This window comes from Fibrobacter succinogenes subsp. succinogenes S85, from assembly GCF_000146505.1.
Taxonomy (GTDB): Bacteria; Fibrobacterota; Fibrobacteria; order Fibrobacterales; family Fibrobacteraceae; genus Fibrobacter; species Fibrobacter succinogenes.
On the sequence record NC_017448.1, the window covers coordinates 482,974 to 502,421 of the forward strand.

At 50.0% G+C, this 19,448-nt stretch carries 21 protein-coding genes; 7 read left to right on the forward strand and 14 right to left on the reverse strand.

The features are described 5' to 3' along the window. Positions 1-2 precede the first annotated feature (2 nt). A complete protein-coding gene (locus tag FSU_RS02050; protein WP_014545224.1) occupies positions 3-2,597 on the forward strand; it encodes a U32 family peptidase in 2,595 nt (864 codons plus the stop codon). Between the two features lie 2 nt (positions 2,598-2,599). Here FSU_RS02050 and FSU_RS02055 read toward each other — a convergent pair whose 3' ends face one another. The 13 genes from FSU_RS02055 to FSU_RS02115 all read right to left on the reverse strand — a co-directional run bounded on the left by FSU_RS02055 (position 2,600) and on the right by FSU_RS02115 (position 12,273). Continuing rightward, positions 2,600-2,944: a hypothetical protein gene (locus FSU_RS02055; protein ID WP_012819882.1), complete on the reverse strand. Its 345-nt coding sequence runs from the start codon at positions 2,942-2,944 to the stop codon at positions 2,600-2,602. After that, positions 2,945-3,988, reverse strand: coding sequence for a tetratricopeptide repeat protein (locus FSU_RS02060; protein WP_012819883.1), 1,044 nt, complete (start codon positions 3,986-3,988; stop codon positions 2,945-2,947). After that, positions 3,978-4,619: an energy transducer TonB gene (locus FSU_RS02065; RefSeq protein WP_012819884.1), complete on the reverse strand. Its 642-nt coding sequence runs from the start codon at positions 4,617-4,619 to the stop codon at positions 3,978-3,980. The genes FSU_RS02060 and FSU_RS02065 overlap by 11 nt, the downstream gene beginning before the upstream one ends. An 11-nt stretch (positions 4,620-4,630) precedes the next feature. Next, on the reverse strand, positions 4,631-5,035 hold the full coding sequence (locus FSU_RS02070) for an ExbD/TolR family protein (protein ID WP_012819885.1): 405 nt from the start codon (positions 5,033-5,035) through the stop codon (positions 4,631-4,633). Then, positions 5,032-5,664, reverse strand: a complete 633-nt coding sequence (locus tag FSU_RS02075; RefSeq protein ID WP_012819886.1) for a MotA/TolQ/ExbB proton channel family protein — start codon at positions 5,662-5,664, stop codon at positions 5,032-5,034. Before FSU_RS02075 ends, FSU_RS02070 begins: the two co-directional genes overlap by 4 nt. Further along, positions 5,664-7,232: a MotA/TolQ/ExbB proton channel family protein gene (locus FSU_RS02080; protein WP_012819887.1), complete on the reverse strand. Its 1,569-nt coding sequence runs from the start codon at positions 7,230-7,232 to the stop codon at positions 5,664-5,666. The genes FSU_RS02075 and FSU_RS02080 overlap by 1 nt, the downstream gene beginning before the upstream one ends. Further along, positions 7,232-8,023, reverse strand: a complete 792-nt coding sequence (locus tag FSU_RS02085) for a DUF3450 family protein (RefSeq protein WP_157747918.1) — start codon at positions 8,021-8,023, stop codon at positions 7,232-7,234. Before FSU_RS02085 ends, FSU_RS02080 begins: the two co-directional genes overlap by 1 nt. A 96-nt stretch (positions 8,024-8,119) precedes the next feature. After that, the gene (locus FSU_RS02090; RefSeq protein ID WP_244263699.1) at positions 8,120-9,157 is read right to left on the reverse strand and encodes an RluA family pseudouridine synthase; all 1,038 of its coding nucleotides are present in this window, start codon (positions 9,155-9,157) and stop codon (positions 8,120-8,122) included. Beyond that, entirely contained in the window at positions 9,087-9,716 is a 630-nt protein-coding gene (locus FSU_RS02095) for a nicotinate-nicotinamide nucleotide adenylyltransferase (protein WP_014545227.1), read from the reverse strand. Before FSU_RS02095 ends, FSU_RS02090 begins: the two co-directional genes overlap by 71 nt. A gap of 25 nt (positions 9,717-9,741) precedes the next feature. Beyond that, complete coding sequence (locus FSU_RS02100) at positions 9,742-10,359, reverse strand: hypothetical protein (RefSeq protein WP_157747919.1); 618 nt, start codon at positions 10,357-10,359, stop codon at positions 9,742-9,744. Positions 10,360-10,372: 13 nt separating this feature from the next. Then, entirely contained in the window at positions 10,373-10,783 is a 411-nt protein-coding gene (locus tag FSU_RS02105) for a hypothetical protein (protein WP_012819892.1), read from the reverse strand. A 4-nt stretch (positions 10,784-10,787) separates the two neighbouring features. After that, on the reverse strand, positions 10,788-12,020 hold the full coding sequence (gene rsgA / locus FSU_RS02110; RefSeq protein ID WP_012819893.1) for a ribosome small subunit-dependent GTPase A: 1,233 nt from the start codon (positions 12,018-12,020) through the stop codon (positions 10,788-10,790). Then, entirely contained in the window at positions 12,010-12,273 is a 264-nt protein-coding gene (locus FSU_RS02115) for a hypothetical protein (protein ID WP_041259955.1), read from the reverse strand. The genes rsgA and FSU_RS02115 overlap by 11 nt, the downstream gene beginning before the upstream one ends. A 203-nt stretch (positions 12,274-12,476) precedes the next feature. Here FSU_RS02115 and FSU_RS02120 point away from each other — a divergent pair, with 203 nt between their 5' ends. Both FSU_RS02120 and purF read left to right on the forward strand, forming a co-directional pair. Continuing rightward, positions 12,477-13,442 (forward strand): UbiA family prenyltransferase, encoded by a 966-nt coding sequence (locus FSU_RS02120; protein ID WP_012819895.1) that lies wholly within the window; start codon positions 12,477-12,479, stop codon positions 13,440-13,442. Between the two features lie 224 nt (positions 13,443-13,666). Further along, positions 13,667-15,052 (forward strand): amidophosphoribosyltransferase, encoded by a 1,386-nt coding sequence (gene purF / locus FSU_RS02125; protein ID WP_012819896.1) that lies wholly within the window; start codon positions 13,667-13,669, stop codon positions 15,050-15,052. A 116-nt stretch (positions 15,053-15,168) separates the two neighbouring features. Here purF and FSU_RS02130 read toward each other — a convergent pair whose 3' ends face one another. Then, complete coding sequence (locus FSU_RS02130) at positions 15,169-16,089, reverse strand: NAD-dependent epimerase/dehydratase family protein (protein ID WP_012819897.1); 921 nt, start codon at positions 16,087-16,089, stop codon at positions 15,169-15,171. A 113-nt stretch (positions 16,090-16,202) separates the two neighbouring features. On the opposite strand from FSU_RS02130, the gene FSU_RS02135 reads away from it, so the two are divergent. From FSU_RS02135 to FSU_RS02150, 4 genes are all read left to right on the forward strand, one after another. Further along, entirely contained in the window at positions 16,203-17,237 is a 1,035-nt protein-coding gene (locus FSU_RS02135; protein WP_012819898.1) for a D-alanine--D-alanine ligase family protein, read from the forward strand. A gap of 124 nt (positions 17,238-17,361) precedes the next feature. Next, a complete protein-coding gene (gene tsaB / locus FSU_RS02140) occupies positions 17,362-17,991 on the forward strand; it encodes a tRNA (adenosine(37)-N6)-threonylcarbamoyltransferase complex dimerization subunit type 1 TsaB (RefSeq protein WP_014545229.1) in 630 nt (209 codons plus the stop codon). A gap of 5 nt (positions 17,992-17,996) precedes the next feature. Next, the gene (gene rimI, locus FSU_RS02145; RefSeq protein WP_012819900.1) at positions 17,997-18,425 is read left to right on the forward strand and encodes a ribosomal protein S18-alanine N-acetyltransferase; all 429 of its coding nucleotides are present in this window, start codon (positions 17,997-17,999) and stop codon (positions 18,423-18,425) included. A 5-nt stretch (positions 18,426-18,430) separates the two neighbouring features. Further along, on the forward strand, positions 18,431-19,420 hold the full coding sequence (locus FSU_RS02150) for an ElyC/SanA/YdcF family protein (protein WP_012819901.1): 990 nt from the start codon (positions 18,431-18,433) through the stop codon (positions 19,418-19,420). The last annotated feature ends 28 nt before the right edge of the window (positions 19,421-19,448 follow it).

The following is a 19,448-nucleotide window of genomic DNA, read 5'->3' on the forward strand; positions in this document are numbered from 1 at the left end:
GTATGAACAATCCTGAACTTCTTTTGCCTGTCGGTACGCGCGACATGCTGGAATCTGCCATCAACAACGGGGCGGATGCGGTTTACTATGGTGTGCCCCACTGGAACGCACGCGGTCGAACCGAAGATTTTTCATTTGAAGATGTCGAGGAAATGATCCGCTACGCAAGGCTTCGCGGCGTAAAGACGTACCTTGCAATGAACATCCTCATCTTCGAGCGCGAAATTCAGGAGTTGCCGGAATTTTTGGAACGCTTGATTGCGTTAAAGCCGGACGCGTTCATCATCCAGGACATCGGACTTGCAAGGCTCATCAAAGCGATCAGTCCGGAACAGGAAATCCACGCAAGTACGCAAATGACGCTTGCGAGTTCCGAAGCCGTGAACTTGGTCAAGGACATCGGATTTTCAAGAGCAGTTTTGGCACGCGAACTTTCGACTAAGCAAATTGCGCAAATCAAGAGTCTCACCGACCTAGAACTGGAAGTTTTCATTCACGGGGCACTTTGCGTCTCGTACTCGGGCCAGTGCCTTACCAGCGAAAACTTCGGCGGGCGCTCGGCAAACCGCGGGCAGTGCGCCCAAAGCTGCCGCCTTCCCTACCGCATTTTTGTGGACGGCAAGGAATGGAAAGACCCGAAGGCCCGTTACTTGTTCAGCACGCGAGACCTGTGTGCGCTCCCAAAATTGGAAGAACTTCGCGAAATTGGCGTGGAATCGCTCAAGGTCGAAAGGCGTTTGAAAAGCCCGGAATATGTGGCCGCCGTTTCGCACGCGTATCGCAAGGCATTAGAAATTCTGAGCGAGAAAGGTTATAAAGAAAATGCCGAGTGTGCGAATGGAAATGCCGCCGAGCTTACCGCGCAGGACTTGGAACCGCTTGAAGTTTTGTTCTCGCGAGGACTCAACACAGGTTGGCTCGATGGAGTGAACCACCAGGAACTCGTCGATGGATCGTTCTCGAACCATCACGGTGAATTTATCGGAACCGTCGTCCAAGTAGACCGTAACGGCGTGATTGTAGAACTTGAAGACAAACCTGTTCCATGCACTTTATTGCCGGGCGACGGGATTTTATTTGAGGAATATAGGGCAGAGCCGGAGCCGCGCCAAACGGGAAGTCGACTGTACAAAGCGACATTCGCCAATCGCGCCGGGAAGTCGCAAGTTCGTCTGGAATTCGGTCGAGAATTCAACTTGCGCAAAGTCTCGTACGGCATGAAGGCGTACCGCAACGACTCCCCCGCTCTCGAAAAAGAACTCCACAAGACTTTTACCGACAAGAGTTTCGCCAAGCACATTCCCGTGTGCATGACACTCGAAGGCAAAATTGGCGAACCGCTCAAACTCACGATTTGCGAAAGCACGAAAGCCGTCGCAGACGAAACACGCACGGTCACCGTCGAAGGCGCCATCCTCGAAGCCTCACGCAACGAAGTCGCTCCCGATGCACTCCAAGCCATCGCCAAGAAAGAACTTTCCGGATTAAGCGCGACCGCTTACATTCTCGACAAGCTTGAAATTAAGTTACCTGCAAACGCATTCCTCCCCGGCAAAGTTTTGCGCACACTCCGCCAAGAAGCCGTACAAGCATTTGACGAAAAGCGCCTGCAGTGGAAAGAGCTTGCACCATCTGCAGACAACGGTCGCGCATTCCTACATAGCGTCGCAAGCAGCACAAGCATGGTCGCGGGCAACCCCGACAAAGCAACAGGCACGCCCAAGAACCGCCGCACAATTACCGTCCTCGTCCGCCGTCCCGAACAAATCGACGCTTTGCAAGGTCTCGACATCGACAAAGTCATCATGGATTTTGACTGGGGCGTGAAATACGACGAACCGCTCGAACGCATCCACAAGCTCGGCTTTGAAGCAGGCATCGCCACGCTCCGTATCCACAAGCCCAGCGAAAACCATTACATCAAACAAATTCTCACGCTCATGCCAGAATTTGCATTGGTGCGTAACCTCGGTTCGCTTGCGCTCCTCAAGGATTCCGGAATTCCGATGGTCGGCGACTACAGCCTGAACGCCACCAACAGCGCAAGCTACGATTGGCTCTTGGCTCAAGGCCTTGAAAAATTGCACCCGTCGTGGGATCTCAACAGCACTCAGCTCTTTGACTTGCTCAAGAACATAGACGGAAGCAAGCTCGAACTTGCGCTGCACCAATACATGCCAGCGTTCCACTCGGAATACTGCGCCTTCGCGCGCGCCCTCACAACAGGCCGCCGCTTCCCCGAATGCAAAAAGATTTGCACACAACATAAAGTCGAAATTCTCGACCATAAAGGCGAACGCCACTTCTTGCAATCCGATGCCGAATGCCGCAACACGCTCTTTGTCGGCAAGCCGCAATCCGCCCTCAAGCTATTGCCAAGGCTCATCGCACAAAATGTGAGCAGCTACCGCCTAGAACTCTTGGACGAAGAACCCGAATCTGTCCGCCGCAAAATCGACATTTACACGCAAGCCATCCGCGGCAAGCTCGACATCGACACCGCCATTTCAAAGGCCGGCGTCGAAGAAAAGTACGGACTCTCCGAAGGCCAGCTGTTCAATCAAAGTGTCTGGCAAGACCGAAAGAAAGGTTGTTAAAACTATTTAAAAGAACAAACAACCGTAAACGCCACAACTAGCGTAAAGAAAACTACGGCAACTGTATTAAGCACTTTAACAACGATTGCGTTATAATGCATTTGTCGCCATTCAACTTCCGAGTTCGGAGTGTTTCGTTTATTCCAAAACATCCTGATTAATTCAATTACAAAAACAGCGACGAGCAAGTACAGCATTGGAACCGCAAGAGGCAAATAAAGCCATAGTGCGGCTTCTGCATACCCAAATTTAAAGGTGACTCCAATAGCAATCGCTACAACCGCAAACAGCAAGTATGCAATAAAAAATACGAGAACTCGAAGAGTAAACGGGAAGTTTTTCTTCATTTATTTCTTGTCGCGGATGCGGGCGTAGAGGGTTTCAGCTTTTTCGGTGTCGCCGGCGTTCGAGAAGATATGGCCTACGTTTTCGGCACCAATGCGGCCCTGAGAATTACCGGCACGCCAAGCCTTCATGTAACATTCAAACGCTTCGTCGTAACGCTTTTGCGTAAAGTAAATTTGCCCTAAATCAAGGTTCAAATCGGCGATGCCTTTCTTGTGGCGGAGTCCTTCTTCCAGCGTGAAAATAGCCATCCACGGGGATTCATTCTTGACATACATCTGCGCAAGATAACGGCGAGCGGAAACGTTTTCAGGGTCCATCATCACGCCGTTTTCCATTTCATTGAGAGCGAGCCGCGTAGAATCCATGCTGCGGTAGTAATACGAGAGCGTGTAATGTACGTCGGCGCCAGCAGTCGCTGTCATCTGGAGCGCATTCTTGAGCGTCTTCACCGCATATTCGTAATCGCCAAGCTTTTCATAGACTTCGGCAAGACCATACCAAGCGTCCATGCGGTCCGGGTTTAGCGCCAGCGCACGTTCAAAATGCTTTTGCGCAAGCGTCCAATCGCTGCCCTTCATATAACATTCAGCAAGGGCGAAATGAATGTGATCCGTTTCCGTCCCGAGTTCAATCGCACGGTTGTAGGCGACAATCGCATCGCTCGGAGATTCGGCGAGGTAGTACAAATCGCCAAGAAGCATCCAAGCCTTCACAAAATCCGGAAGGAGTTCAACAGTGCGCTTGTAAGCAACCATCGCGACTTCTTTTTTGCCGAGCTGCACAAGGGCGTTGCCCAAGTTGAACCACGCAAACGGCTCGTAACGGCCATCGTCAATCGCGGCACGGTAATACTTCACCGATTCCTTGTAACGCCCCTGGTCGTAAAGCTCGTTCGCCTTGAAGAAGAAATCATCCGCAGCATGCAGCGGCAGCGCAAGAAGGAATACTAAGACGAGAGACGAGAGACGAGAGACGAGAGATTTTTCTTTCGTCTTTCGTCTGTAGGAGCAAAGCTCCGTTCTATTGTCTAACCTACTTAACAAAACGGAACTCCTTTGTAGCTTTTTGTGCTACTGGGAAGCCGCGTAACTGCGCCGGAGAGAACTTCCACTGGCGAATAGCCTTGAGCGCTTCGATATCAAAGCCATAGCCAGCCGGGTCCTGCGTCAGCACCTGAGCCTGAGCCACGTCGCCGTTCACATCAATCACAATAAATACTTTCACGTAACCCGAGACGCCCATTTTCTTGGCGCGTTCAGGGAACTTCGGCTGGATTTCGCGCAACACTTGCGCCTGTTCATCCACTTCGCCAGCCTCGTAAATAACATTTTCCATCGAGCCTGCATCTACGGCAACGCCATCGCCAGCAGCACCGCGAGCAAGCGACAAATCCATCTGGAAATTCTGACTGCGAGATACACCCATGTGCGCCGAAACCTTGAACGTGTTCGGAGTCGCCACCGTACGGATGACCTTCTGCTTCACTTCGGGCTTTTTCTCACTCACGAGGACTTCAACTTCGGTCACTTCTTCGAGAACTTTTTCGGACTTCACGCCTTTATCGAAGAACAACACGTTGATGACCGGGATCGCAAGGAAGAACACCGCGCCCACGACAAACGAGAGCACAAACGCCACCGGGAATCGGAAATATTTCGCACAAAAGTCAAGCATGAGAGCGAGAGCTACTCCTCCTTATTCGCGGAAATGGAGACTTTTCTCACCTTCGCCAAATTACATTCATCGAGGATATCAACCACGACTCCGTTGGGAGCGTCACGGTCGCTCACGATAATCACCGGGCGGTCCGGTGCTTCGGCCATCATCTGGCGGAGCACGGTCTGCAAAGTCGAGAGGTTCACCTGCGTCTCGTTGATGTGGATGGTCCCCTGACGGGTGACACCAATCAAAATGCTTTCCTTCGCGAGTTCCTTTGCGGTACTCGCCTTCGGCTTCGTCACATCCACGCCAGTTTCTCGCGTAAACGTCGAAGTCACGATGAAGAAGATCAAAAGGATGAACACCATATCGAGCATCGGAGAGACATCAATGCCTCCACCGCTTCTCGAACGTTTACGGATAAAACTCATTCAACCTCCTTGGCAAAGCAACGTTCTTCGAACTTGAGCGCTTCGCCCCAGGCAAAATCACCAATAGAATCTACTCGACTTTCGAGATAGTTATAAACGAGCATCAACGGGAACGCGACAAGCAAGCCCGCCTGCGTCGTGAGGAGCGCTTCGGAAATGCCATCGGCCAAGAGCACCGGGTTTCCAAAGCCAAATTGCTTAATCGTCTCGAACGTATGCACCATGCCAGATACCGTTCCCAGAAGTCCGAGGAGCGGAGCAATCGAAGCGCAAGTCACAATCGTCTTGAGCGACTTGGAAAGGCTCACGTCCAGTTCGTGACGCGTCGCGAGCATCGCATTGCGTACAGCCACAGGACCATCGTTACGGTACTTCCGCACGTTTTCGACCAAAGCCAAGAAGTAGCCAAAGCGGCGCTTGCGGAGTTTTGCAAAAGCAGCCTCCTCGCCCACCGTGTCCAAATCCTTGAAGAACTTCGAAGTCGAAGTGCCCTTCAGCATAAAATAATAGCCGTATCGTTCAAACATCAAGAACCAGCCCAGCCACCCAATCAGGAATAGCGGGAGCAACACCCAGCCGCCGCGCAGCAGGATGCTCATGGTCGCTTCGATGACGGAATACTCGTCCATTACTTTTCCTTAATCCAGATAGCGTTGAGGACGGCAAGGCCCGTCTTTTCCATACGGGTACGGACAGAATCCGAGATGTTCACGAGGAGCGTGTGCAAGAGCTGGAGCGGGATAGCCACGATAAGGCCAGCTTCCGTCGTCACAAGGGCAATGGAAATACCGCCTGCCAAAAGTTTCGGGTCGCTCGTGCCGTGCATGGTGATGACATTGAAAAGTTCAATCATACCCATAACGGTACCCAAAAGACCGAGGAGCGGTGCAGTCGAGGCAAACACGGAAATCCAGCTGAGGCCCATTTCAAGCTTCGGCACTTCGCCAGCGAACAGGACTTCGAGAGACTTTTCGGCGCTGGCACGGTCCTTGAAATTCTTGCCAAGCACGGAGCGCAACACCTTGCCCACTTCACCATGAGCACTTTGGGATTCAGCCGTTGCAAGACGGAGGTCGCGATTTGCGAGAGCCTTTACCGCATTGCGTGCACCACGGCCACCAAAACCAAGCACGAGGAGCCAAACAAGGCGCACGAGGAAGATGATAAGGCCGAGGATAAAGAGCGTTGCAATCGGGTACATCAGAATGCCACCGTTGTGGAAAAATTCAGCAAAGTCTTCTTTCCACGTGGTTTCCTGGTGGTTTGCAAGTTCACTCGAAAGTTCGGTACTGAGGAGGACATCGACCGGCACCATCACGAAAGCGGAATCGTTAGCGCCAGCAAAAGCCTTTGCCACATCCTTGCGCGTTTCGGGAGAGAGATTTTCTTGCCAGCTATAGACGCGCTTCTTTTCGCCTGCCACCGGGAGCATCAAAGCCGACGGATGGAAGCCGTTGATGTCTGTGACCTTCGCCATCTGCATAGCAAAGAGGCCGCCCAAGCGCATGCGGTCGCCTTCGGCAACCGAGCTACCGAACATGAGGTCCGCCTTTTCGGTGCGGACTTCACGCGTAAACTTCATTTCTTTCTTGGCAACGTCGAGCATCGCGCGGGCAATGCGGAGCGGGTCATCACGGTAGAGCCCCATCTCTTTCTTGACCTTATTCTGCGCTTCGACGCGATCGGCAACCTTGAACGGCACGCCCTGTTCCTGGAACTTGGCGAGCATTTCCAAGCGTTCCGGACCTGCAGCGAGCGAGAGGTATTCGGCACGTGCCTTTTCAGCCTGGAGCTTGACCTGTGCCAAGTCTTCGCGAGCCACGCGCACATCTTCGAGCAAGCGGGTACGTTCGGACATCAAGGCATCCACGCGTTCCTTGCCGAGCTGATACTTTTCATTGAAGAGTTCACGTTCCTTGTTGAACGTTTCGCGGTCCTTCCATCGGGCGGCGACAGCCATGTCGCGCTTGCGGCGGGCTTCTTCGAGATCAGCCTTAGCGCTGTTGAGTTCGGCGCGTTTCTTGACGGCATCAACAGTCGTGTTCTGCTGAGCATTAGAAGCAGGAGCGAGAAGCAAAACTAAGACGAGAGGCGAGAGACGAGAGACGAGAGATAAACGCCTCAAAAAACCGCTACTAGAAGACACTCTTTCGTCTTTCGTCTGAAGGGGCGAAGCACCGTTCTTTCGTCTAAACATTAGTTAGCCTCCTTCGGAAAAGATACTGGGATAGTCACAAGTCTTGGAGCGGTCTTGCCTTCGGCGACCTTCATCACGTCCTTGAGGACTGTGCGCATCGTGAGGTCTTCGGAGACGTTCTTCCAGGAGTAGCCGAGACCGTTACGAGTGAGGAACAAAACATCGTTACCGTCATTGCTGACGAAAATCGAGGCGACTGCACCGTAGCGCAAATACGTTCCAGCCACGTTGCGAGCGTCCACCTGCAAAAAGCCCTTCCAAACTTCGGTGGTGTAACCCAGGCGGATGCGGTCGTAAAAGACTTCCATCGTGCGGTTCAAGGCGTCGTCCGTTTCGATTAGGCCCTTGTGCAACATGCTTGCGATTTCCAGGATGTTCTTGACTGCTTCGTCCGTGCGGTACGGGAAATCCGATTCAAAGAACGGTACGAGAGAATCGATGACCGTCGCAAGAGAATCGGCGTACTTCGTCTTGCGGTTTTCGAAATAGCGGATTGAGCCATTCGTCTTGGAGCGGGCCGCTGAAATTTTCTTGAGTTCGACCTTGAGCGAATCGATTTCGGCTTTCAAGGACTTGTTCTGGGCCGAGAGGTTCTGCACCTTTTTGCGACCGACTTCAACGAATTCGGCATGGCGCTTCTTTTCGGCTTCGTGCATAGATTTTTCGCGAGCGGTTTCGGCCTCGACCGTCTTGATTTGGCGACGAACGCTTTCTACCGTTTCTTGGGCAACGGCAAAAACGCCAGAAAGCCCCAGACACAACAATACTTTAGGAAGGAATGAAAATTTCATGTGCATAAAATACAAAGAAGTGCGACCAAAATTCACGCACTGATTCAATTTTTATGTAAAAACGGCGCAAAAAACGCATTTTTTCGCGTTTTTGCGTTATTCTGCGAGGAGTTTTGCCATGTCTGCGGGGTATGCGTGGCTTTCGAAGGTGCGGGGTTCTTTCCAGTACGGGAGCTGGAGTTCAACCTTGTACGCAAAAAGCATCTGGTTGTGAGCTCCAAGAACCTTGATATCTTCGTCGGTGAGTTCTCCACCCTGCGCGAGTTTCTGGTAAAATTCACCATCGCGGTAATACAGGCGGTCCCCCACAATCGGGTAACCCATCTCGGCGAGGTGCGCACGGATTTGGTGTTTACGTCCCGTAATGAGCTCCGCCTCGACGAGCGAAAGTTCCGGTGCAATTTCGGGGCAATCCAAATGGCGCACGAGCTTAAAGCGCGTAAAGCATTCCTTGCCACCTTCACGGTGGTGCATGCGCAAGCGAATCGGGTCTTCCGGGTCTTCACGCAAAGGCATGTGGCATTCCACTTCGCCTTCCGGGAACTTTCCACGTACAACTGCGAGGTAGAACTTGCGAAGCAAAATGCGGTCCAGATTTTTCTGGAAACGTGCAGCCGTTTCGCCATACCTTGCAAACAAGATAAGTCCGCCCGTATCGCGGTCCAGTCGATGCATCGGCGTTGCCGTCTCGGAATCGAATTCACGGCGGATGATCGCTGCAAACGTGTTGTAGAAAATGCGACCCGTATGATGCACCGGGACGCCAGCCGGCTTTGCGACTAGAATAAATTCATCATCTTCAAAGACCGTTTCAAAATCGGTCGGGACTTCGGGCTCGCTGTAATTTTCGACATGGTAAACGACCTTGTCGCCGCGATGCGCTACAGTCTCTACATTGGCTGTTGCACCATTAATCGTCACGAGTCCGCGCGTCAGGCGGTCTATCCAGTCTTCACGGCTGTGGTACGTGAAACGGTCGCAAAGGGAATCGAGCAAAAGGCGGCCTTCGTATTCAAGGCGCACTTCGCTTTCAAAGAACATATCTGACGGAGCCTTGCCCATTTTATTCCCTGTACAAATCGTGCTTGATGATGTAATCGTAAACGGACGGTTCCAGCCCCTGCGGGCAAACACTCCGGTTCAGCAAAAGCGACCTGCGGATGGCGGTACTTGAATAAACGCCGTTAAAGCCCTGTTCCGGCCCAAGCCAGTAAAGCGGAGCGTAACCATTGCGTTTATGTTGTTCCATATCCGGTTGCGGGTAACCATTGCGGGCAAAGACAATCAGTTCAATATCGCGGAGCAACAAATGGCCGTTGTAGTTCGTGCCGTAAAAATTCAAGGGGTCGCGCCAATGTGGGATACCTTCATAAGTATCGGCACCCGTGAGCAAGCGGAAATTAATTTCCGGGAATTTTTCCTTGAGGCTCATCAAGAACACGTACGAGCCGCGATAATCGCCCTGCTGGATTTCCAGATCAGAAAGGAACAAACGCTTATCGCCTGAGAATGCAAGTTCGAGCATTGCAAAGCGGTCTTCTGGCGAAGTGTTCAACTGCTTGTCCCAGCGATCGGGACTCGGCATAAACCAGACTTCATCACAAAAACCTCGGTCCAAGCAGGTTCTAGCCACACGCATGTGGTCTTTATGGACCGGATCAAAAGCACCACCCAAAACAGCAACATTCTTCATAACACAACTCGTCAGTATTTACAAATTAATAGACAAACACAGAGAATCCAAGATTCATCTGCCAACGTCCACCCGAAACATCCCTATCAATCAACGGGTCATAATGTTCAAGCACCCAATGGTAACCAATATCAAGCGTCAGGAACGTTCTTGAGAAAACAATCCAGAACGTACCAAACCCTGCACTCCATTCATTCCATGCGACATCGCCTTTTTCGCTAAGCGCATTCACTCGAGAATAAGAACCTTTCACGAAAAATTCACTGAGGAGATGCACACCCAAATCAATGCTAAGATCCGAACTTTCAACTTCACTCTTACGGCCTTCGTCATCCTTTTCTTCGTAGCTCGAAAAGCCATAACCCAAGCGAACAAAGGCAAGGCCTGGCATCCATGCTCCAATCATTGGCTTGATTTGGCAAATGCCGACTCCGTTACCATCGCCAACACCCGCTCCTGAGCCAAGCCCAAAAGTACCGCCCAAGAATAGCGGCCAGCGCATACTAGTCCCCGCCCCCGCAGAAGCCCCACCAAACGGACTAGAAACAGCAGGCGAAGAACCCGAGAAGCCCTGAGCAAGCGAGCTCGTTGCCCCAGCAAGGACAAAGGCCAAAGACAAAACAATACGTTTTACAAAGTTCATTGAAAATTTCATATTATAGCACCAAAACCAATGCAAAGGCAAGGCCCATCACGGCATTAAAAAAGGCATCGTACTTTGAAACAAGAAAGCTCTTTTGAGAAAGCGTTCTGTCGTGTAAAATTTGAATCAAAACCTTATCCGAAAGAAGCAATGTAATTATCAATTTGCTGACCACAATAGCCACAAGCCAAATCACAATATCCGAAAAATAAATCAGCACCGAATAGCCGATAGACAACACGCTAGACAGCAAAAGATTAGACCTGCGCAAATCAGCATCAGAGGCAGCATTGTCTTTTGCCATTTGCAAAAACTGGCTTGCTTTTTCAGAAACAACATTATAGCTAGCCACAAATTCCGATATATTATAGCCCATCAGGATAATCGAAGCGATGAGCGCAATTTTTACAACATAATCAGACATTGAATTACTTTCCTGAATTCAAAATTCGTACATAACTTGCATAGCGAGCTTCAGAAATTTTGCCCGATTCAACAGCAGCACGCACAGCACAGCCCGGTTCCTTAAGGTGTTTGCAGTTGCTAAACTTGCACGTGAACAAATCATCTTCGAAAAAACCCGGAAAAATCTTAGCAAGCGTTTCGGGTTCCATGTCCATAAGGCCAATGCTACGAATGCCCGGCGTATCGATTACGTAACCACCACCCGGGAAATCAAACAAGCTCGAAGAGGTCGTCGTATGGCGACCCTTGCCGTCGCGTTCACGAACATCTCCCGTGCGCAGTTCGGCGTGAGGAACAAGTTCATTAATCAATGTAGACTTGCCGACACCGCTCATGCCACTAAAGACTGAGGACTTTCCGACGAGTTCATTGCGCAGAACTTCGAGGCCATCCCCACTTTTAACGCTCACGGGAATCACCTTGTCCACGATTTTCATGAAGTCGCGGATATCGCTCGAAAGGTCCGCTTCGCCGTTCGGCAGCAAATCCATCTTGGTGAGCACGAGCACAAACGGCAAATCGTTCAAGTTTGCGGCAAGCAAAAAGCGGTCCATGAATCCGTAGTTGAATTCCGGCTGCGTCACGCTTGCGACAATCACGACCTGGTCAATATTAGCGGCAAGCGTCTGCTGCTTGTAGAAGCTATCACGCGGGCCCGGGCGCTTGAGTTCGCTCTTTCGCGGGAGCACACGCACAACGCAATACTTCTGCGAACCGACGCCATCGCCTTCGTCATCTGCATCGTTCACGAGACCGAGCAAAACGCGGTCGCCCACGGCAGGAAATTCACCAAGCGTTTTGGACGTTGTCGCACGGTACATGGCAGTAACTGTGTTAGACGAAAGACGAGAGTCGAGAGACGAGAGAGGGGTATTTTCTTTCGTCTCTCGTCTGTAGCTCGCGTCAGCGAGCGTTCTATCGTCTAACCGCACTTCGCAGGTGCGGCGGTGGACTTCGAGCACAAGGCCTTCCACACAATTTTCTTCACCGATGTTTTCAACCGGATTCTTGATACGCTTGATTTTCGCCTTTTTAAATTCGCGACTGAAACGTTCCTTGATAGGACGTTCATCAACGACTCCCGATTCCAATTCACGCATCACGTCGATACGGCGGCTTCTGTGTTCGCGTCTTGATGTGCGAACACTCTTCAAAGGAGCTTCATTTTCGTCGGAATCAAAATCGTTATTTCGCATTTTTCTTCAATTTAGAAAGTTTTTCGTCTTCGAGCTCCCGCGCTTCTTCCAATTCCTCTTCAGTCACCGGGCGTCCACGGCGAATTGATTCCATCAAAAAATGAATCGCCTTCAGGCGGCCATTGCACTTTTCGATGCAATTGTCGTAAAAACCTTTCGTTTTCCAATCGCTTTCGGGAATATGTTCCGAAGCGTACAGAAAATGCTCAACGCAAATAGAAAGCTGTTCCGCTTCCTTTCTCAAATCTTCCAAATTACTCTTCGTAAAAAAAGGCATGGTCTAAAGATAGAAATTAGTAGACGGTAGGAAGTTGGCAGTAGGAAGAAGAAAGATATCGGCAAGGTATGGAACCAACAGATGTACTTTTCCGCACATTTAAGGCAATTTTAAAGAAAAGCTCTTTTCGCAATTGATTTTTTTGTCTATTATTCAGTTGTAATCGAAGGAAAAAATCCATGATTTCTACGCTTTTCACGCTTTTTAAGATGTCTCGCCCTGTAAATATCGTGATTGCCACCATCACGCTTCTCGTGGGTTATACATTGCTGCAGCACAATCCGACCACTCCAGTTCTGATTTTACAGATTATTGGTTTTTCTGCAGCAATCGGATTTGCCAACATCCAAAACGACATTCTCGATCTAGAAAGCGACAAGCTAAACCGCCCGGAACGTCCTCTCGTGACAGGTGAAGTGTCCGTCAAGACGGCCAAAATAACATGGATTATCCTGATGATCGTCACGCTTCTTTGCGGCATCGGCGATTCCACCATTCAGATTGTAAAATTCATCAACATCGTCAAGGATTGGGACCACGCCCTTGATTTTGGATGGATGGGCGCACTCATCTTGGCGTTTCCGATGTTGTTCTTCGCATTTCTCGTCTTTTTGCTTATCGGGTACAACCACTATCTCAAGCGTTCACCGGCATTCAAAAACATCACAGTCGCATTTCTCTGCACGACCCCGTTGCTTTACGCCGTACAGCACTTTTTCAATTTTGCAAACCACGACTATCCAGAAGAACACATGTGGACAATCATTCCTGCAATACCTTTTGCGTTCTTACTGACCATTGCTCGTGAAATTTACAAAGACCTTGAAGATAAGAACGGCGACCTTCAGGCAGGCATTATGACGTTTCCGATTATCGCAGGAGACAAAGTGGCTCGCAGGCTCGCGGGAGACATAATCATCTTTACATGGATATCACTCCCTGTACCCGTTTTCTTTTTGGATAAGTTATTTGACCACAATTATCCGCCCCTGTTCCTCGCCTTAACAGCGTTGACGCTGACCCCCACCTTTGCCATCGTCATGGTAAGCGCAAGTAGCCAAAATTATCGTCGAGCACAGACATTCACTAAATTTGCGATGTTCCTTGGACTCATCACGCTTCTAATCTGCTCAGTAGTCCAGTAACTGATCGCTTTTCCAAGAGGCTCCCCAACTTGAGGAGTTTTTTCATTTTGTGTAATATTTTACACTTTTTGTTTTTACAAAATTTGTAAATCACATAGCAAAATCGGCTCTAGATTTTGATGGCACGCATTTTGCTATCCTATGCGGTCCACTTCTCCGCTTGCACCCGTATGGGTGAGCTACGGCCTTCGAGGCAAGGGAAGTATTCATTTCAAAGAGGCTTTATGCTCGACGAATTGCACGAAGAATGCGGCGTTATCGGCATTTATAATGGCGACGCCGTTGTCCGTAATATTACCATGGGCCTTTACGCACTGCAGCACCGCGGTCAAGAAAGTGCCGGTTTTGCAATCAGCGACGGAGACAAGATTCGCGTCCGCAAATCCATGGGACTAGTTTCAACGTTACTGCGAGAACACAACATTGACGAATTTGACGGTTTCGCCGGCATCGGTCATGTGCGATACAGCACGACAGGTGCAAGCACTCTTGCCAACGCACAGCCGATTCTCGTCAGTTGCAAGTGGGGGCAAATTGCAGTCGCCCACAACGGCAACATCACTAACGCCAACGAACTTCGTGCCGAAATGGAAGCCGATGGCCACATTTTCCAGACCACTTCAGATTCTGAAATCCTTTTACACGAAATAGCACGCACCCAGGCCGATGACCTGGGTGAAGCCATAAAAAAAGCCATCACAAAATTTACGGGAAGCTTCTGCCTCGTTTTTATCAGCAAAGATTCCATGTATGTCGCCCGCGATGGTTTCGGTTTCCGCCCGCTCTCGATTGCCCGCATGGGTAAAGCATGGTGCGTTGCTAGCGAAACCTGCGCATTTGACTTGCTCGGCGCAAACTACGTTCGCGACATCCAGCCCGGTGAATTTTTGACCATTACAAAGAACGGGCTCCATTCCGAACGCTTTACGCAAAAAGATCGCCTCGCCCACTGCATTTTTGAATACATCTATTTTAGCAGACCGGATTCCAAGATTTTTGAACAAAGTTGCGATAAAATTCGCCGTAAGATGGGCAAGCAGCTCGCCAAGGAATGCCCTGTCGATGCAGACATCGTCATCTCTGTGCCGGACAGCGCCACAACAGCGGCACTCGGTTACGCACAAGCTAGCGGCATCCGTTTTGAAATAGGCTTACTCCGTAACCACTACGTTGGAAGAACGTTCATCGACCCCACGCAAAACGTCCGCGAACAGAAAGTCAAGCTTAAATTCAACCCCATCGTGGGCGTGCTCAAGAACAAGCGCGTTTGCGTCGTCGAAGACTCCATCGTACGAGGTACAACACTCAAGATTTTATCCAAAATGCTCCGCGATGCAGGCGCACTTGAAGTGCATATCCGTATCGCATCGCCTCCGGTAGCTCATCCCTGTTTCTTCGGCATGGACTTCCCGAGTCAAGGCGAACTTGCCGCAAGTTCTATGACGCCTAACGAAATTGCACAAATGCTCGGAGTCGAAAGTCTTGGCTACCTGAGCGTTGAAGGCATGAAGGAATGTACCGGTGAAGGCGAGAACTACTGCGCCGCATGCTTTGACAACGACTACCCCGATTATATCGGAACCGACGCTCAAAAGACACGCTGCGGGTAAATAGTTAGAAGTAGGAAATAGACGGTAGGAAGTAACGCTAACGTCATAACACAAAAGGCTCCAAATGGAGCCTTTTAAAATACACTGTCTACTTCCGACAGCCTATAGTCTACTAATTAAGCGTTTTCAAATGTCCAGCGGATGTGTTCATCCAAAAATTCATGGGCATCGAATGCCAAATCAAAACTGTCCTTGATTTTCTGGACGCTATAGAGCATGGGTTCATCACCCCACCCCATATCGGTTTCAACGATTTTTGATTTGCACCCAGGCTTAAGGGCAATCATCTTTTCTGCAATTTCTTTCCAGCTAATCCATTCAGAACCAAGACCGAGGAAGATTTCTTCGTTCAAATCGGATTCCAGGAGCTTCATATAAATTTGAGCCTGCTGAGAAGCATGGATAAACTGCGTACCGTCATTCTTGATGATATTGATATCGCGGTCTTCCTTGACAGCATAAGCCATTTCAAAGAACCTGCGGTCAGGCTGAGAGCACCCATCGGGGAACGCCGGATTGCCAAACGTATATCCCGGACGGATAATATTGCGTTTCATCTTGACTTCGGGAAACTGGCTTCCGTAACCATGGCTAAAGCCAAGCACAAAAGCCTCACCAGCCGCCTTGGTCGCCCCATAAAGGTCAATCGGCAAATTGCTCGTCATCTCGTGCATTTCGGAACGCACACGTCCCATCGCCGAGGTGCTGCTAGTATAAATAAACTTGTCACAACCCGCACGAGCGGCCATTTCCAAAAGAGCGATCGTTGCACGAGTATCGTTCATGAGCATTGCACTTGGAGTATCGCCCCAACCGAGAGCCACGTGAATGCAGGCATCACAGCCGACAAGGCCCTCGCCCATCTTTTCAAAATCCGTCAAAGCGGCCTCGACAAACGAGACGTTCGGATTAGCCCTTAAAGTCGGCACCTTGTTCGGGTGACGCGTTGCTACAACGACTTCATGCCCTCTATCCAAAAGAGCCTTGACCACATAATGACCGATAAAGCCGGTACCACCCGTTACAAATACTCGCATAAGAACTCCTTTTTCAACACCTATCTTTTCCAATATAGATTATGTCGGTTCAATCCGGCAAGAGTTTACGTGAAATTACTAGATTAAATCCTGAAAATTCTAGTGAGGTTTTTATGTCCCGTTTACGCGTTTTGGTATTGATGGGCGGTCCATCTACTGAACATGATGTTTCTGTCGTTAGCGGTACTGGCGTTGTGCGCGCCATGGATCCGGAAAAGTACAACATCCACCCGGTGCTCATTGACAAAGACGGTACCTGGCACTGGTCTTCCCGTGAACTTTCTCCGTACCAGAAGGCTAATTTCTCGGAAAACTATTTCCACAGCCTCGAAGGCACAGCCGCCAACAAAAAGAAGTCTCCGGCTCTTTCGGAACTTCCGTCGGCCGATATTGCATTCCTCGCCCTCCACGGCAAGTGGGGCGAAGACGGCCACATCCAGGCCATGCTCGAAAACTGGAACATCCCGTACACGGGTTGCGGCCTTTTGGCATCGGCACTAGCCATGGACAAGATTAAGTCCAAAGAAATTTACCGTGCAAACGGTATCCCGACTCCGCCTTACCGCGTGATCTGGAAGCACGACTTTACCGGTGACACGCTCGTAAGCGTTGCCGACGAACTCGGATACCCACTCGTCATCAAGGACCCGCTGGGAGGCTCATCCATCGGCATTGGCATCGCGAAGAATCTCGACGAAGCAGGCAAGATTGCACAGGACTTGTTCAAGGATTCTAACCGTTTGCTCTGCGAAAAGTTCATCGCCGGTGGCGAGGCTAGCTGCGGCTACATCGAAGGAGAAAAGCCACTCCCGCCGACTGAAATGCGCATGACGACCCGCGAATACTTTGACTTCGAAGCGAAGTACAACGGCGAATGCCAGGAAGTCACTCCGGCTGAATTTGCACCGGAACTCACAGCACGCATCCAGGAACTTGTGAAGAACGCCCACTACGCTTTGGGCGGTGCTGGCTACAGCCGTACGGACGTCCGCATCACGAAGGATGGCGAGCTCTTTGCGATTGAAACGAACACGCTCCCGGGCATGACCCCGACATCGCTGTTGCCGCAACAGGCAGCTTGCGTTGGCATCACCTACAGCCAGCTCATTGACCTCATCATCGACAAGAGCTTGGAGATTAAGCGTTAGCGGCGTTGCCGCAGTTGGCAGAACTTAGACCGCTTCGCTCTTAGAACTTAGACAAGTTGATCCAAACATTTTTCTAAGCTCTAAGTTCTAAGCTCTAAGTTCTAGTAACTACGAACTAGTAACTATGAACTATAACTTAATAGTAGATACATCCCGAAAGGGAATTTCGATGGCACTGAGCGCGGACTCCGTGTACGAAGAAATGGTCGATCCATCTGCCAAGGGCGAAATTCTAAGCGCAAGCTTGGATAACCTTTTGGCTAAGGTCGGCGCCACTCTCGATGACGTGAAGCGTGTCATGGTAACTGTCGGACCGGGCTCGTTCAGCGGACTGCGAACGGGCGTCGCGTTCTGCCAGGGCCTTTGCTTTAGCGGCAAGCGCAATTTGTATGGCGTGACGACATTGCAAGCCCTCGCCTGCTTTGCCGGCGTTCCCGATGAATCTGTTGCTGTCGTGATTCGCGCACGCAATGGATTCTGGTACTTGCGTTTGAACAACGAAGAGAGCTTTATTGAAACTGCAGACGTTGTTGCACGACTCCAGGCTAGTTCCGTGAAGAACGCTGTTGTTGATGCAGCCGCGCTTACAGACGAAGCGCTCGTCGCCGTTTTCAAGGACAAAGGAATCGCAACGACTCTCGACACCGACAAGAAGCTCAACATGTGGTCTCCGCTTTTTGATACTGTGAAACCATCGCTCATTCAAGAAGCAAACTACATCCAGCCGTCTTACTTCGAGAAGTTGAAGGTGTAATCACAATGCTACTGCGCGAGATGACCGAAAATGACTTGCCACAAGTTCTTGAATTGCAACGGGAACTTGCGTTTCAGGATTGGAACGAGAAGCAATTTCTGTCGGAAATCCGCGCAAGCTATGCATATTGCGTTGTTTGTGAAGATGAAGCCAAGCTTTTAGGTTATGCCATATTCCATTTGCTCGGACCCGATTCCGAACTCTTGAGTATCGCCACTCGCGCATCAGAACAGCGCAAAGGCATCGGCAGTCAACTTTTGAAAGCGGGTTTGGACAAGCTCACCGAAAATGGCGACCAATGTTTTTTGGAAGTCCGTGATGGAAACGCCAAGGCTCGCGCCTTTTACGAGAAGCACGGGTTCAAGCTGTATAGCGTCCGCAAGAAATATTATTCCGATGGCGAAGACGCCGCATTGTACAAGTTCTGCAGGTAATTATTTTGTCAAAAATTTTAAAATCAGATAAGAGCAGCCAAAAGAAAAAGAACTTCAGCATAGGCATCGCATTGCTGATTTTACTTGCAATAGCAATTATCACATATATCATCTTTGAAAAAAGCGGTCACTGGCTTGTTCAAGACGATAACTTTGAACATGTCAAATGGGTCGCCATTCTCGACGGGCAAAGTGCAGACCTTGAACGTAGCGATTTTGCGGCGAACCTTTTAAACGAAGGCCAAGCAGATTCAGTCCTCATTCTCGGTCGTCGCGTTTATCGCGACCGAAGCAACTCTGAATATTACGCCGACGACTTTATGAAACTAGGCGCATTCGATAGCAATGCCGTTTTTCTCGTCCCGCACAACGATCCCTCCACCATCAGCGAAGCCTATTCGCTCGTCCCTTGGCTCAAGAAGCACAATGCCGACACAGTCCTTTTGCTGACATCCGCAGCCTCCACATACCGAGTCAAGAGAATTTTCCAGAAGCTTTCAGGCAATAGCCCAGTCTACATCACCAAAGATATTCATCACGTGACATACAATCCCAATTGCTGGTACAGCAACCGCGAATCGCGCAAAGACTGGCTCCGTGGCTGGGCAGCTCTTTTCGTCTCGTACTTTGACCTTTTCAATACAGATACGCTTGAAGCAGTGGACTCCTCATACTACAAACCCATTAAATCTTACGCTGAATACAAGCGAGAATTCCGTTCAAACGTCAACTTGCAAAAACTCCTGCCGAAAATTGAGGACAAGATAAAAGTCGAATCAGAAAAAGAAGCCGTCAAGGATTCTGTAAAAGCAACAGCCAAAGAAACAACAAAAGAAGCTGTGAAAGATTCAAGCAAGACGCAAGAAAAAACATCGGCAAAAGCCAAAGATACACCCAAGGCTACAGCGAAAGAACTGCCGAAAGAAAAGGCTGTAGAAAAGAAAGCTGATGCTAAAGCGCCTGCGAAAGCACAAACAAAGCCAGCAAAAAAATAATGGATCCTCTACGCTTCGCTTCGAGGAT

What these genes read in the sequence shown, in the direction of transcription:
- FSU_RS02050 (WP_014545224.1), top strand. Translation starts at nt 3, where the DNA reads ATGAACAATCCTGAACTTCTTTTGCCTGTCGGTACGCGCGACATGCTG.
- FSU_RS02055 (WP_012819882.1), bottom strand. Translation starts at nt 2,944, where the DNA reads ATGAAGAAAAACTTCCCGTTTACTCTTCGAGTTCTCGTATTTTTTATT.
- FSU_RS02065 (WP_012819884.1), bottom strand. Translation starts at nt 4,619, where the DNA reads ATGCTTGACTTTTGTGCGAAATATTTCCGATTCCCGGTGGCGTTTGTG.
- FSU_RS02070 (WP_012819885.1), bottom strand. Translation starts at nt 5,035, where the DNA reads ATGAGTTTTATCCGTAAACGTTCGAGAAGCGGTGGAGGCATTGATGTC.
- FSU_RS02075 (WP_012819886.1), bottom strand. Translation starts at nt 5,664, where the DNA reads ATGGACGAGTATTCCGTCATCGAAGCGACCATGAGCATCCTGCTGCGC.
- FSU_RS02080 (WP_012819887.1), bottom strand. Translation starts at nt 7,232, where the DNA reads ATGTTTAGACGAAAGAACGGTGCTTCGCCCCTTCAGACGAAAGACGAA.
- FSU_RS02085 (WP_157747918.1), bottom strand. Translation starts at nt 8,023, where the DNA reads ATGAAATTTTCATTCCTTCCTAAAGTATTGTTGTGTCTGGGGCTTTCT.
- FSU_RS02095 (WP_014545227.1), bottom strand. Translation starts at nt 9,716, where the DNA reads ATGAAGAATGTTGCTGTTTTGGGTGGTGCTTTTGATCCGGTCCATAAA.
- FSU_RS02100 (WP_157747919.1), bottom strand. Translation starts at nt 10,359, where the DNA reads ATGAACTTTGTAAAACGTATTGTTTTGTCTTTGGCCTTTGTCCTTGCT.
- FSU_RS02105 (WP_012819892.1), bottom strand. Translation starts at nt 10,783, where the DNA reads ATGTCTGATTATGTTGTAAAAATTGCGCTCATCGCTTCGATTATCCTG.
- rsgA (WP_012819893.1), bottom strand. Translation starts at nt 12,020, where the DNA reads ATGCGAAATAACGATTTTGATTCCGACGAAAATGAAGCTCCTTTGAAG.
- FSU_RS02120 (WP_012819895.1), top strand. Translation starts at nt 12,477, where the DNA reads ATGATTTCTACGCTTTTCACGCTTTTTAAGATGTCTCGCCCTGTAAAT.
- purF (WP_012819896.1), top strand. Translation starts at nt 13,667, where the DNA reads ATGCTCGACGAATTGCACGAAGAATGCGGCGTTATCGGCATTTATAAT.
- FSU_RS02130 (WP_012819897.1), bottom strand. Translation starts at nt 16,089, where the DNA reads ATGCGAGTATTTGTAACGGGTGGTACCGGCTTTATCGGTCATTATGTG.
- FSU_RS02135 (WP_012819898.1), top strand. Translation starts at nt 16,203, where the DNA reads ATGTCCCGTTTACGCGTTTTGGTATTGATGGGCGGTCCATCTACTGAA.
- tsaB (WP_014545229.1), top strand. Translation starts at nt 17,362, where the DNA reads ATGAACTATAACTTAATAGTAGATACATCCCGAAAGGGAATTTCGATG.
- rimI (WP_012819900.1), top strand. Translation starts at nt 17,997, where the DNA reads ATGCTACTGCGCGAGATGACCGAAAATGACTTGCCACAAGTTCTTGAA.